11 protein-coding genes are annotated in these 14031 nt (G+C 72.5%); 5 read left to right on the plus strand and 6 right to left on the minus strand.

The features are described 5' to 3' along the window. The coding region (locus AC1DP1_RS18450) for an FtsX-like permease family protein (RefSeq protein WP_477508075.1) at nucleotides 1–1604 on the plus strand (1604 nt) is incomplete at its 5' end. A 25-nt stretch (nucleotides 1605–1629) separates the two neighbouring features. Here the strand turns inward: AC1DP1_RS18450 and whiA are convergent. The 6 genes from whiA to uvrA form a co-directional block, all read right to left on the minus strand. Further along, entirely contained in the window at nucleotides 1630–2616 is a 987-nt protein-coding gene (gene whiA, locus AC1DP1_RS18455) for a DNA-binding protein WhiA (RefSeq protein ID WP_477508076.1), read from the minus strand. Between the two features lie 69 nt (nucleotides 2617–2685). Next, on the minus strand, nucleotides 2686–3654 hold the full coding sequence (locus tag AC1DP1_RS18460; protein ID WP_477508077.1) for a gluconeogenesis factor YvcK family protein: 969 nt from the start codon (nucleotides 3652–3654) through the stop codon (nucleotides 2686–2688). A gap of 1 nt (nucleotide 3655) precedes the next feature. Beyond that, nucleotides 3656–4522, minus strand: a complete 867-nt coding sequence (rapZ, locus tag AC1DP1_RS18465; protein ID WP_457186831.1) for an RNase adapter RapZ — start codon at nucleotides 4520–4522, stop codon at nucleotides 3656–3658. 3 nt (nucleotides 4523–4525) lie between these two features. Continuing rightward, entirely contained in the window at nucleotides 4526–6502 is a 1977-nt protein-coding gene (gene uvrC / locus AC1DP1_RS18470) for an excinuclease ABC subunit UvrC (RefSeq protein ID WP_457186829.1), read from the minus strand. Between the two features lie 78 nt (nucleotides 6503–6580). Next, nucleotides 6581–7054, minus strand: coding sequence for a Rieske (2Fe-2S) protein (locus AC1DP1_RS18475; RefSeq protein WP_477508078.1), 474 nt, complete (start codon nucleotides 7052–7054; stop codon nucleotides 6581–6583). 43 nt (nucleotides 7055–7097) lie between these two features. Next, complete coding sequence (gene uvrA, locus AC1DP1_RS18480) at nucleotides 7098–10142, minus strand: excinuclease ABC subunit UvrA (RefSeq protein ID WP_477508079.1); 3045 nt, start codon at nucleotides 10140–10142, stop codon at nucleotides 7098–7100. 169 nt (nucleotides 10143–10311) lie between these two features. On the opposite strand from uvrA, the gene AC1DP1_RS18485 reads away from it, so the two are divergent. From AC1DP1_RS18485 to trxA, 4 genes are read left to right on the plus strand one after another with little or no spacing between them, the layout of a single operon-like run. After that, complete coding sequence (locus AC1DP1_RS18485; RefSeq protein WP_477508080.1) at nucleotides 10312–11028, plus strand: maleylpyruvate isomerase family mycothiol-dependent enzyme; 717 nt, start codon at nucleotides 10312–10314, stop codon at nucleotides 11026–11028. Continuing rightward, nucleotides 11022–11708, plus strand: coding sequence for an MBL fold metallo-hydrolase (locus AC1DP1_RS18490; protein WP_477508081.1), 687 nt, complete (start codon nucleotides 11022–11024; stop codon nucleotides 11706–11708). The genes AC1DP1_RS18485 and AC1DP1_RS18490 overlap by 7 nt, the downstream gene beginning before the upstream one ends. A 32-nt stretch (nucleotides 11709–11740) precedes the next feature. Then, nucleotides 11741–13333 carry an FAD-binding oxidoreductase gene (locus AC1DP1_RS18495; RefSeq protein WP_477508082.1) on the plus strand — a complete coding sequence of 531 codons (1593 nt, stop codon included), beginning with the start codon at nucleotides 11741–11743 and terminating at the stop codon, nucleotides 13331–13333. Beyond that, nucleotides 13330–14010 (plus strand): thioredoxin, encoded by a 681-nt coding sequence (gene trxA, locus AC1DP1_RS18500; RefSeq protein WP_457186818.1) that lies wholly within the window; start codon nucleotides 13330–13332, stop codon nucleotides 14008–14010. Before AC1DP1_RS18495 ends, trxA begins: the two co-directional genes overlap by 4 nt. Nucleotides 14011–14031: the final 21 nt, after the last annotated feature.

Consider the following 14031-nt stretch of genomic DNA (forward strand, 5'->3'; position numbering starts at 1 on the left):
CACGTGCGCCACGTGCGCTGGCCCGCCGACCGGCGCGCGGTGTCGCGGGCTTCCTCGCCGTGCGGGCCGTCGCGCGGCGCTCGGTCGGCACCCTCGTCGTGCTCCCCCTGACCATCGCGATCGCTGTCGTCACCTTCGGCGCCGGCACCTTCGACGCGGCCGGCGCCTGGCGGGCCAGCGTGGCCGCCACCCAGGCCCCGGCCAGCACGGTCTGGTCGAGCGAGCTGCCGATGAGCGAGGCCGTCGCCCTGACCCACCGCCTCGACCCCGACGGCAGATGGCTGATGGCCACGGGCACCTGGAACGCCCAGGACGGCGTCTACGTGGTCGCCGACGTGCCGCGGCTGCCGACCGCCTCGTTGTGGGACCCCTCGTGGACGCCGGGGCACAGCGTGGACGACGTCGTCGACCTCATCACCCGGCCGCGCACACCCCCACTGACCGGCGCACGCCTCCGGCTGGACCTGACCGTGCCCCGCGCCGCCGGGGAGGTCACCGTCGAGATGCGGATGCGCACCTCGGGCGGCGACACGTTCAACGCGTACGTCGGACCGTTCGGGCCCGGCACGTCCACCGCCACCGAGCGCGTCCCGTGCGAGCGCGGCTGCACGGTCGAGGGCTTCGCCCTCGCCGGACCTGCCGGCCTGCCCACCGAGCTCTCCGGGGACTACGTCGTCGGTCCGCTCGAGGCCGATGGCACCGATGCCTCCGACGTCCTCACCCGCGGCGACTGGCACCTCGTCGACGAGGGCGTCACCCAGGCCGCGCAGGACGTGCAGGTCGACGGCAGCGGCCTCGTCGTCACCGCCGACGGGACCGGCAAGGCTGCCCTGACGTCCGGCATGGGGGGCCTGCGTCCCGTCGTGGCTGGCCGGGAGGCCGTGGACCGCCTCGGCCGCGTCGCCGCGGGCGCCGCGACCTCGTCCGTCGGCGGTCCCCCGCCCTCCGAGGCCGTGCTGGTCGCGGAGAGCGTGCCCTTCCTCGGTCCCGAGGGCGTGCTGATCGACTACTCCGTCCTGACGACCAACCGCACGGTCTACGAGGAGGAGTTCGAGGTACGCGTCCTGGCTGCGGCCGGCACCCCCGACCAGGTCACGACCGCGCTGGCGGGGCAGGGTCTCACCGTGGAGCGCGTCTTCGCCCAGGAGCGCGAGCGCCTCGACGGGACGGCGTACGCCCTGGCCCTGCGCCTCTACCTCGTCGCGTCGGTCCTCGTGCTGCTGATGGCGGTGGCCGGCCTCGTGGTCACCACGGCCATCCAGCTGCCGGGGCGCCGGATGGACGCCGCCGCGCTGAGCGTCGTGGGCGTACGACGTCGCTCGGTGCTGTCGTCGGTGGCCGTGGAGCAGCTCGTGGTGCTCGGCGCCGCTGCCGTCGCGGGCCTGCTGGCCGGTGCGGCCGCGCAGCTCATCGTGCTGGGTCGGATCACCCTGGGGCAGGTCGAGGAGGCCTCGTGGCCACGGGTGGTCGCGCGGATCGATCCGGTGCTGCTGAGCGGCACCGCACTGGTCGTGGCCGTCCTGCTCGGGACGGTCGCGCTGCTGAGCGCCTGGGCGACCGTACGACAGGCCCGCGGGGCATCCCTGCGGGAGAAGGCCCGCTAGCTTCTCCGGGGGTCCTCCGGGCCGATCAGCCCTCGTCGGCCAGCATCTCCGGGGTCAGCGACGACTCCGTGTCGGGGATGCCCAGGTCCTCGGCGCGCTTGTCGGCCATCGCCAGCAGACGCCGTATGCGGCCGGCGATCGCGTCCTTGGTGAGCACGGGCTCGTGCAGCTGGCCGAGCTCCTCGAGCGAGGCCTGCTTGTGCTCGAGGCGGAGGTGGCCGGCCTGGCGGAGGTGGTCGGGGATCTCCTCGCCGAGGATCTCCAGGGCGCGCTCCACGCGCGCACCGGCGGCCACGGCGGCACGGGCCGAGCGGCGCAGGTTGGCGTCGTCGAAGTTGGCGAGGCGGTTGGCGGTGGCGCGGACCTCGCGCCGCATCCGGCGCTCCTCCCAGGCCATCAGCGACTCGTGGGCGCCGAGCCGGGTCAGCAGCGCGCCGATCGCGTCGCCGTCGCGGATCACCACGCGGTCGACGCCGCGCACCTCGCGCGCCTTGGCGGAGATGCCGAGGCGCCGGGCGACGCCGACGATGGCGAGCGCGGCCTCGGGGCCGGGGCAGGTGATCTCGAGCGAGGACGAGCGGCCGGGCTCGGTGAGCGAGCCGTGCGCGAGGAAGGCACCGCGCCACGCGGCGACGGCGTCGCAGCCGCCCCCGCTCACGACGGCCGGCGGGAGGCCACGCACGGGTCGGCCGCGGTTGTCGAGCAGGCCGGTCTGGCGGGCCAGCGCCTCGCCGTCCTTGGTGACGCGCACGATGTAGCGGCTGCCCTTGCGGATGCCGTTGCCCTGCACCATCACCACGTCGGACGGGTGGCCGTAGACCTCCGAGATGTCCGTGCGGAGGCGGCGCGCCGCGGCGCCGGTGTCGAGCTCGGCCTCCACGACGATGCGGCCGCTCACGATGTGCAGGCCGCCGGCGAAGCGGAGCATCGAGGCGACCTCGGCCTTGCGGCAGCAGGTCTTGGTGATCTGGGTGGAGGCGAGCTCTGCCTTCACCTGTGCCGTCATAGCCATGGGGCGAATCCTGCCACGTAGGTCAACGACCCTCGGCGGGAACGGTCGAGCCAGCCGCGCAGGCGTGATTCAGGCCTCGTCGACGACCTTCCGGAACGCCTCGGCAAGCCGGTCGGGGTCGTGGCGCGGCTCCCCCGGGACGGCGATGTCGGCGACCACCAGACGGGCTCCGCGGTCGGCCACGTCCTTCTCCAGCCGGGCCTGGTCGTCCGCGATCGCGGACGCGTCGACGAGCACCGCGTGGACCGTCAGGTCGGGCGCGTGCTCGAACAGGGCGGCGAGGTGGTCGGCGGGACCGAAGCCGGTCGTCTCCCCCGCCTGCGCCTCGAGGTTGAGCACCACGACGAGCCGCCCGGCGGTCTCGGCAAGGGCACGACGGAGCCCGGGCACCATCAGGTGCGGGATCACCGAGCTGAACCACGACCCCGGACCGAGCACGACCCACTCGGCGGCGAGGATCGCGTCGACGGCCTCCGCACAGGCCTGCGGGTCCTCCGGGACGAGGGCGACGGACTCGATGCGGCCTCCCGTGGTGGCCACCTCCACCTGGCCGCGTACGACGGTGACGGCCTCGGGGTCGGCCTCCTCGGCGCCCCGGACCCGCGCCGTGATGTCCATCGGCGTCGTCGCCATCGGGAGCACGCGACCGTGGGCGCCGAGGAGCCGCCCGACCCAGTCGAGCGCCCGCACCGGCTCACCCATCAGCTCCCAGAGCCCGACGATCAGCAGGTTGCCGACGACGTGGCCGTTCATCTCGCCCTGGCCGGCGAACCGGTGCTGCAGGACGTCGGCCCAGGTGCGGCCCCACTCGTCGTCGCCGCAGAGCGCCGCGAGCGCCATCCGCAGGTCGCCCGGCGGCAGGACGCCGAACTCGCCGCGCAGCCTGCCGGACGAGCCGCCGTTGTCGGCGACGGTCACGACGGCGGTCAGGTCGTCGATCGTGAGGTCGTCGTGGAGCCGACGTAGCGCCGACAGGGTGGCGAACAGCCCGTGTCCGCCGCCGAGGGCCACCGCAGCCTGGGCGGTGTCGCGGGCCACGTCACTCCCTGCCGAGGTCGCGGTGGGAGGTGCTGACGTCGTAGCCGGACTCGCGGAGGAGCCCGGCGATCGCCTCGGTCATCGCGACGCTGCGGTGCTTGCCGCCCGTGCAGCCGATGGCGACCTGCATGAACCGCTTGCCCTCGGCCAGGTAGCCCTCGGCGACGGTCTTGAGGACCGGGAGGTACTGCTCCAGGAACCGGCCCGCGCCGGGCTGGGAGAGCACGTAGTCCGACACCTCGGGGTCGCGACCGTTCTGCGGGCGCAGCTCCGGGACCCAGTGCGGGTTGGGCAGGAAGCGCATGTCGGCCACCCAGTCGGCGTCGACGGGGATGCCGTACTTGAAGCCGAAGCTGATGACCGTGACCTTGAGGCGCGTCGTCGCGGCCGTGCCGAACAGCTCGGTGATCCTGTCCTGGAGCTGGTGGACGTTGAAGTTGGAGGTGTCGAGCAGCACGTCGGCGTCGCCGCGGAGGTCGGCCATCACGCCGCGCTCGCGCTGCAGACCGTGGAGCAGGCGTCCGCCACCCTGGAGGGGGTGCGGCCGGCGGGCAGCCTCCTGGCGACGCACCAGCACCTCCTCGGTCGCCTCGAGGAAGAGCAGCGTCGTGGGGCGGCCGGTCACCTGCTGGTGGCGGTTGGCCTGCAGGGAGTCGAAGAACGAGCCCGACCGGACGTCGACCACCACCGCGATCGGCTGGTGGATGCCGCGGCTGTCGTCGACGAGGCGCACGACGTCGCGCACCAGCGTCGGCGGGAGGTTGTCGACGACGAAGTAGCCGAGGTCCTCGAGCTCCTTGGCTGCCGTGCTGCGACCGGCGCCGGTCATGCCGGTGACGATCACGAGCTCGCCGGGCGTGGGTTCCACTCGTCAGTCCTCCAGGATCTCGCCGGTGGCGGTGTTGATCGTCGGCTCCTTGGGAGCAGTCTTGCGGGTCGCGTCGGCGTTGGCGACGGCGTCCTTGATGGCCGTGGCCGTGCGCGGTCCGATGCCGGGCACGAGGGCGATCTGGTCGACGTCGGCCTCGCGCAGCTTCTTGAGCGACCCGAAGTGCTTGAGCAGGGTCTTGCGGCGCACCTCGCCGAGGCCCGGGACGTCGTCGAGGGTGCTCTCCACCATCGACTTGGAGCGCCGGTTGCGGTGGTGGGTGATGGCGAAGCGGTGGGCCTCGTCGCGGATCCGCTGCAGGAGGTAGAGGCCCTCGCTGGTGCGGGCCATGATCACCGGGTCCTCCTCCCCCGGCAGCCACACCTCCTCGAGCCGCTTGGCCAGCCCGCACACGGGAATGTCGTTGATGCCGAGCTCGGCGAGCGCCTGCTGGGCCGCCGCCACCTGGGGCGGTCCGCCGTCGACGACGACCAGCGAGGGGGCGTAGGCGAACTTGCGGGGGCGGCCCGTTTCTGGATCGACGAGCATCGGACCGGAGTCGGTCGACACGGTCTCGCTGCGGGCCTGCTCGTCGAGCAGGCGCTTGAACCGCCGGGTGATCACCTCGTGCATGGACGCGACGTCGTTCTGGCCGTCGACGCCCCGGATCACGAACCGCCGGTACTCGGACTTGCGGGAGAGGCCGTCCTCGAAGACGACCATCGAGGCGACGACCTCGGTGCCCTGGAGGTTCGAGACGTCGTAGCACTCGATCCGCAGCGGCACCTCGTCGAGCCCCAGCGACTGCTGGATCTCCTCGAGGGCGCGGTTGCGGGTGGTGAGGTCGCTGGCCCGCTTCGTCTTGTGGAGGGCAAGGGCCTGGGCGGCGTTGTTGGCCACCGTCTGCTGCAGGTCGCGCTTGTCGCCCCGCTGGGGGACGCGGATCGCGACCTTGCTCCCCCGCCGCTCGGTGAGCAGCTGCTCCAGCACGTCGGTGTCGGGCGGCAGGGCCGGCACCAGCACCTCGCGCGGGATCGAGTCGTCCTCGCCTCCGTAGAGCTGGAGGAGGAAGTCCTGCACCAGCTCGGGCGTGCCGCCCTCGTCGGTGCGGTCGGCGACCCAGCCGCGCTGGCCGCGGATGCGACCGCCGCGCACGTAGAAGATCTGCACGGCGACCTCGAGCGGGTCCTCGACGAGCGCGACCACGTCGGCGTCGGTGCCGTCGCGCAGCACCACGGCCTGCTTCTCCAGCGCCTTGGTGAGCGCGCCGAGGTCGTCACGGAGCCGGGCGGCCTTCTCGAAGTCGAGCGCCTCGGAGGCGGCGTACATCTCCCGCTCGATGCGCTTGGTGAAGGCGGTCGTGTTGCCGGCCATGAAGTCGCAGAAGTCGTCGACGATCTCGCGGTGCTCCTCGGGCGTCACGTTGCCGACGCACGGAGCCGCGCACTTGTCGATGTAGCCCAGCAGGCAGGGGCGGCCGATCTGGGACGAGCGCTTGAAGACGCCGTTGCTGCACGAGCGCATCGGGAAGACGCGCAGCAGCAGGTCGACGGTCTCGCGGATCGCCCAGGCGTGGCTGTAGGGGCCGAAGTAGCGGGTGCCCTTGCGCTTGGCGCCGCGACCGACCATCACCCGCGGGAACTCCTCGCCGACGGTCACCGCCAGCCAGGGGTAGGACTTGTCGTCGCGGTACTTGACGTTGAAGCGCGGGTCGAACTCCTTGATCCAGCTGTACTCCAGCTGCAGGGCCTCGACCTCGGTGTCGACGACGGTCCACTCCACGCTCGCGCCGGTGGTGACCATGGTCGCCGTGCGCGGGTGGAGGTTGCCGATGTCTTGGAAGTACGACGACAGGCGCGGGCGCAGGCTCTTGGCCTTGCCGACGTAGATGACGCGGCCCTTGGCGTCGCGGAAGCGGTAGACCCCCGGCTTGGTCGGGATCGACCCGGGCGCGGGTCGATAGGAGCTCGGCATGGCCACCCGCCAACCCTACGGGCGGCCCCCGACACCGTCGGTCGGGGTGGGGGGCGCCCGGTCGTGGGTCAGCCCGGGGTGGGCTCAGGCCTGGGTGATCGAGTCGCCGTCGACGGTGATCTCGACCGGGGCGAGGGGCGACGACGCCGGCCCCGAGATCGGCGAGCCGTCCTCCAGGGAGAAGTGGCTGAGGTGGCACGGGCACGGGATCTCGCCGTCGCTGCTGGACTCGACGAGGCAGCCCTGGTGGGTGCACACGGCGGAGAACGCCTTGAAGTCACCTTCGGTCGGCTGGGTCACCACGACCTTGGCGTCGGCGTTGACGAAGCAGCCGCCCACGGGCACGGAGGACGTGGTGGCCAGCGCCGCCGCGGCGCTCGGGGTCTCCGTCCCGTCGGTGCTCGGCGACGAGGGCGACGCGTCGCTCGGCGACGGGGACGGAGAGGTGGACGGATCGGTGGCCGTCGGCTCGTCGGAGCCGCAGGCGGCGAGGACGGGGACGCCGACGGCGATGGCGGCGGTGCCGGTCAGGGCGCGACGTCTGTTCATGGCGGTCATGCCGCGACCCTAGCCAGAGGACCCGTGAGGACCCTGATGGTGCTCACGAGGACTTCTTCGCAGCAGCCTTCCGGGCCGGGGCCTTCTTCGCCGCCGTCTTCGCCGTCTTCGCAGCCGTCTTCGCGGTCGTCGTCTTCTTCGCCGGCGCCTTCTTGGTCGTCCTCGACGCCGGGGCCGACTTCGCGGCCACGACCTTCTGTCGCCGCGGCGCGCCGGGCTGCTGCGCGCCACGACCCTCGAGGATGGGTGCGAGGAACGTGCCGGTGTGGCTCTCCGGGACGGCCGCGACGTCCTCGGGCGTGCCCTCGGCGACGACCATGCCGCCGCGGGACCCGCCCTCGGGACCCATGTCGATGATCCAGTCGGCCGTCTTGATGACGTCGAGGTTGTGCTCGATCACCAGGACGGAGTTGCCCTTGTCGACCAGGCTGGACAGCACGCCGAGCAGCTTGCGGATGTCCTCGAAGTGCAGGCCGGTCGTCGGCTCGTCGAGGACGTAGACGGTGCGACCGGTGGAGCGCTTCTGCAGCTCGCTGGCGAGCTTGACGCGCTGCGCCTCGCCGCCGGAGAGCGTCGTCGCCGGCTGGCCGAGGCGGACGTAGCCGAGCCCGACCTCCTCCAGCGTCGTCATGTGGCGCGCGATGGCCGGCACCGCCGCGAAGAACTCGGCAGCCTCCTCGATCGGCATGTCGAGGACCTCGGCGATCGTCTTGCCCTTGTAGTGGACCTCGAGCGTCTCGCGGTTGTAGCGGGCGCCGTGGCACACCTCGCACGGGACGTAGACGTCCGGGAGGAAGTTCATCTCGATCTTGATGGTGCCGTCGCCGGAGCACGCCTCGCAGCGGCCGCCCTTGACGTTGAACGAGAAGCGGCCCTGCAGGTAGCCGCGCATCTTGGCCTCAGGGGTGGAGGCGAAGAGCCGGCGGACGTGGTCGAAGACGCCGGTGTAGGTGGCCGGATTGGACCGCGGGGTGCGACCGATCGGCGACTGGTCGACGTGGATCACCTTGTCGACGTGCTCGAGGCCGGTGATCTTGGTGTGGCGACCGGGGACCGTGCGGGCGTTGTAGATCTGCTTGGCCAGCGACGTGTAGAGGATGTCGTTGACCAGGGTCGACTTGCCGGAGCCGGAGACGCCGGTGACGGCGGTGAACACGCCGAGCGGGAAGCTGACGTCGACGTCGCGCAGGTTGTGCTCGCGGGCGCCGTGGACGGTGAGCTCGCGACCCTTGGTGCGCGGACGGCGCACGGCCGGGACGGGGATCTCACGGCGACCGCTGAGGTATTGGCCGGTCATCGAGTCGGGGTGGGTGAGGAGGTCCTCGACCGTGCCGGAGTGGACGACCTGACCGCCGTGCTCGCCGGCGCCCGGCCCGATGTCGACGACCCAGTCGGCGACGCGGACGGTCTCCTCGTCGTGCTCGACCACGATCAGGGTGTTGCCGAGCTCCTTGAGCCGCACCAGTGTCTCGATGAGGCGCTGGTTGTCGCGCTGGTGGAGCCCGATCGACGGCTCGTCGAGGACGTAGAGGACGCCGACGAGGCCGGCGCCGATCTGGGTCGCGAGGCGGATGCGCTGCGCCTCACCGCCGGAGAGGGAGCCGCTCGGCCGGTCGAGGGAGAGGTAGTCGAGGCCGACGTCGAGCAGGAACTGCAGGCGCTCCTGGATCTCCTTGAGCACCCGCTCACCGATCTGGCGCTCGCGCACGGACAGGTCGACGGTGCGGAGGTAGTGGGCGGCCTCGTTGATCGGCAGCGCGCAGACCTCGGCGATGTTCTTGCCGCCCTGGTCGCGGGCACCCAGGGTGACCGACACCGAGACCGGCTTCAGGCGGGTGCCGCGGCAGGCCGGGCACGGCACCTCGCGCATGAAGCCCTCGAACCGCTCGCGGCTCGTGTCGGACTCGGCCTCGCGGTGCCGACGCTCGACGTAGGGGCGGACGCCCTCGAACGCCGCGTAGTAGGCGCGCTGGCGGCCGTAGCGGTTCTTGGTGACCACGTGGACCTTGGTCTTGTGGCCCTCGAGCAGGGAGGTGCGCGCCTTGGGCGTCAGCTGGTCCCAGGGTGTGTTGAGGTCGAAGCCGAGCTCCTCGCCCAGCGCGTTGACCAGGCGGAGGAAGTAGTCGGCGACATGGGCGCCGCTCCACGGCGCGATGGCGCCCTCGCCGAGGGTGGCCCCCTGGTCGGGGACGACCAGCTCGGGGTCGACCTCCATCCGGGTGCCGAGGCCCGAGCAGACCGTGCACGCACCGAAGGGCGAGTTGAAGGAGAACGAGCGGGGCTCGAGGTCGTCGGTGTCGATGGTGTGGTCGTTGGGGCACGCCATCTTCTCCGAGAACTTCATCTCGCGCCCGGGGTCCTTGGCGTCGAGGTCGACGAAGTCGAAGACCACCAGGCCACCGGCGAGGCCCAGCGCGGTCTCGACCGAGTCGGTGAGGCGTCGCTTGGACGACTCCTTGACCGCGAGGCGGTCGACCACGACCTCGATCGTGTGCTTGAGCTTCTTGTCGAGCGTCGGCGGCTCGTCGAGCGTGTGGGTCTGGCCGTCGACGCGCGCGCGGCTGAAGCCCTGCTGCTGGAGCTGGCGGAACAGCTCGACGTACTCGCCCTTGCGGCCCCGGATGACCGGCGCCAGCACCTGGAAGCGGCGACCCTCCTCCAGCGCGAGGACGCGGTCGACGATCTGCTGCGGGGTCTGCCGCTCGATCGGGGCGCCGCAGGTCGGGCAGTGGGCGCGTCCCGCGCGTGCGTAGAGAAGGCGGAGGTAGTCGTAGACCTCGGTGATCGTGCCGACGGTCGAGCGCGGGTTCTTCGAGGTCGACTTCTGGTCGATGCTGACCGCCGGGCTCAGGCCCTCGATGAAGTCGACGTCGGGCTTGTCCATCTGGCCGAGGAACTGGCGCGCGTAGGCCGAGAGGGACTCGACGTAGCGGCGCTGGCCCTCGGCGAAGATCGTGTCGAACGCCAGGCTCGACTTGCCCGACCCGGACAGCCCGGTGAAGACGATGAGCGAGTCACGCGGGAGGTCGAGGGAGACGTCCTTGAGGTTGTGCTCCCGGGCGCCCCGGATGATGAGCTGGTCGGCCACAGTGGTCCTCGTTCTGGCATTGACGGAGTCGAACACATGTTCGTCCCGGAGCGCCGTCGCTGGCAAGTCGACGCACCGGTCAACACTCTCACGCGCCACCGACAGCGGGCCCATCGTCCACCCGGCAGGGTGGACCGTGAGGTGTCTGGCGAAGTGGCACGATGGGCGGGTGATCGACGTCCCGAGACCCGACCCGGACACCATCGCCCGAGCCGATCGAGCGCTCGTCCGCACGGTCGACGCGCTCTCCGAGTCCCAGTATGACGAGCCGTCCCAACTCCCCGGCTGGACGCGCGCCCACGTCGTGGCCCACCTCACGCTCAACGGCGAGGGCCTGGCGGGCGTCCTGCACGGCGCGCACGTCGGCCGGCCGCAGCCCATGTACGCCTCGCCCGAGGCGCGCGTCGCCGACATCGAGGAGCTCGCCGCGGCCGCGCCCGACGAGCTGCGGGAGCGCTTCCTCGCGGCCACCGGCCGCTTCGGCGAGGCGCTCGCGGCGATGCACGAGGCCGACTGGGAGGGACGGTTCGAGCGCACGCCCGGCGGACCTGACTTCGCGCTGCGCAACGTCGTGCTGATGCGCCTGCGCGAGGTGGAGATCCACCACGCCGACCTCGGCGTCGGCTACACCGCCGACGACTGGCCGGCCGATTTCCGGGCGATCCTGCTGGAGTCGATGACCAAGCGCCCCTACCCCACGCCCTTCGACGTACGCCCCACCGACCTCGACCACAAGTGGCACTACGGAGCCACGTCCGAGGACGGTGACGGCGGACCCGTCGTCACCGGTACGTCGGCGGCGCTGGGGTGGTGGCTGACCGGCCGCGGCGCCGGCGAGGACCTCACGTCCGACTCGAACGACCTCCCGGAGGTGGAGACATGGTGAACGACTACACGGGCGACGTCTCGCCCGGCGGCGCCCCCGACGTCCGCACGCTCGGCTGCCTGACGCTGACCAAGGTCGCCGTCGACCCCGAGATGTCCAACAACTGCTACCTGCTCCACTGCGGCGAGACCGAGGAGCTGGTCCTCATCGACGCCGCGGCCGAGCCGGAGCGACTGCTCGAGCTGGTCGGCGACCGCTCGCTCACCTCGATCGTCACCACCCACCAGCACTGGGACCACCACCGCGCGCTCGCCGCCGTGAAGGCCGCCCACCCCGGCGCGACGGTGGTGGCCGGCGCCCCCGACGCCGACGCCATCGAGGAGCAGACCGGCGTCCGCGTGGAGCGCCGCGCGGGCGCGGGCGACAAGATCGCGGTCGGCACGTGCGACCTGGCGGTGATCCCCGTGGCCGGGCACACGCCCGGGTCCATCTGCCTCCTGCTGGACGACCGCTCGGTCGCGCCGACCCCGCACCTCTTCACCGGCGACTCCCTCTTCCCCGGCGGCGTGGGCGCGACGTTCGGGGACGCGGACGCCTTCACCCAGCTCGTCGGCGAGGTGGAGACCAAGATCTTCGGCCGGCTCCCGGACGAGACGTGGTTCTACCCCGGGCACGGCGGCGACGGCCGGCTCGGCGACGAGCGACCCCACCTCGCGGAGTGGCGCGAACGCGGCTGGTGACGCGGCCCCGACCACGCCGCCACACTGCTCCCATGACGCGTTCGTGGTGGGGCTGGGGCGAGGTCGAGCAGGCGGTCACGGCCGAGGAGGCCGGGAGCCTGGTGGCCCGCGCCTCGGCCCTGCTCCCCGACCACGACTTCACCCCGCACGACCCGCCGGAGCCGGCGTCCCTCGACCTGCCCCCTCCCCGCATCGACGTCCCGCCGCGGCTGCGGGCGATCGCGTCCACCGACGCCACCGACCGGCTCTCCCACGCCCGCGGCAAGGCCTTCCGCGACGTGGTGCGCAACCTCCAGGGCGACGTCGGGCCGCTCCCGGACGTCGTCGTCCGGCCCCGTGACGACGACGAGGTCGCCGCGGTCCTCGAGTGGTGCAGCGGAGAGGAGGTCGCCGTGGTGCCGTACGGCGGCGGCAGCTCGGTCGTCGGCGGCGTCGAGCCGCGCTTCGACGGCCCGGCGGTCACCCTCGACCTCGGACGGCTCGACCGGGTGCTCGAGGTCGATGCGACCAGCCGCGCCGCCCGCGTGCAGGGCGGCGTCCTCGGCCCGCACCTCGAGGACCAGCTCCGCCCGCACGGGCTGACCCTGCGGCACTTCCCGCAGTCCTTCGAGTTCTCGACGCTGGGCGGGTGGCTGGCGACGCGGGCGGGCGGTCACTTCGCCACCCTCCACACCCACATCGACGACCTGACCGAGTCGATGCGGGTCGTGGCCCCGGCCGGTGTCACCGAGACCCGGCGGCTGCCCGGCTCGGGGGCAGGGCCTTCGCCCGACCGGCTGTTCCTCGGCTCGGAGGGCACGCTCGGCGTGATCACCGAGGCCTGGGTCCGGCTCCAGCAGCGGCCGCGGTGGCGGCGTACGGCATCGGTGACGTTCGCCTCGTTCGAGCGAGCGGTCGACGCCACCCGGGCGATCGCGCAGTCCGGCCTGCACCCGAGCAACTGCCGGCTGCTCGACCCGGCGGAGGCCTTCCTCAACGCAGGCACGTCGACCGGCGGCGGGGTGCTCGTGCTCGGCTTCGAGTCGGCCGACCACGCGGTCGACCACGCTCTCGACCGAGCCCTCGCGATCACCGCGGAGCACGGCGGCGAGGCGACCCCCCACGAGCAGGGCGACGCCGCCGGCACGGCCACGAGCTGGCGCTCGTCGTTCCTCCGGATGCCCTACCAGCGCGACGCGATGTCCCGGCGCTCGATGGTCGTCGAGACGTTTGAGACGGCGTGCACCTGGGACCGCTTCCCCGCGCTGCACGCCGCGGTCACCGCCGCCGCCCAGCAGTCGGCGGAGCGGGTCTGCGGCGCAGCGGTGGTCACCTGCCGGTTCACCCACGTCTACCCCGACGGCCCGGCGCCCTACTACGGCGTCTACGCCCCCGGTCGCTGGGGCGCGCTGGTCGAGCAGTGGGACGAGGTGAAGGCGAGCGTCTCGCGCGCGATCGTGGACCACGGCGGCACCATCACCCACCACCACGCGGTGGGCCGCGACCACCGCCCCTGGTACGACGAGCAGCGGCCCGACGCGTTCGCCGCCGCCCTGGCGGCGGCGAAGTCCGTCCTCGACCCGGCGGGGGTGCTGAACCCGGGGGTCCTGCTCGACGCGGACCGCCGTGGCACGCTTGAGCCATGAGCACGCGTGAGCTGACCCTGGCCGACTTCGAGCAGACCGTGAGCGGCGAGGGCATCGTCCTCGTCGACTTCTGGGCTGCGTGGTGCGGACCGTGCCGCCAGTTCGCCCCCGTCTTCGAGAAGGCCTCCGAGGACAACCCCGACATCGTCTTCGGCAAGGTCGACACCGAGGCCGAGCAGCAGCTCGCCCAGATGGCCGCGATCTCGTCCATCCCGACCCTCATGCTCTTCCGCGACGGCATCCTCCTCTTCAACCAGGCGGGCGCGATGCCGCCGCAGGCCCTCACCGGCGTGATCGAGCAGGCCCGCGAGCTCGACATGGACGCCGTGCGGCAGGAGGTGGCCGCCGCGCAGGAGGCCGCCGCCAACGGCCCGCAGGACGAGGTCGGCCTCGACGAGTTCGCCGCCGCCCACAGCCAGGGCGCCTACGTCGTCGACGTCCGTGAGGACGCCGAGGTGGCCGGCGGGCGCGTACCCGGCGCGGTGCACATCCCGATGAACGACGTCCCGACGCGGGTCGAGGAGCTGCCGACGGGCGTCCCGGTCTTCGTCATCTGCCAGTCCGGCAACCGCAGCCGCGCGGTCGTCGACCACCTGCGCGCGAAGGGCATCACCGCGATCAACGTCGCCGGCGGCACGGGCGGCTGGGCGCAGCGGGGCTGGCCGCTCGAGGCCTGAGGCCGGCTCTCCTGACAGCGT

It is taken from the genome of Nocardioides sp. P4_G10, from assembly GCF_056401175.1.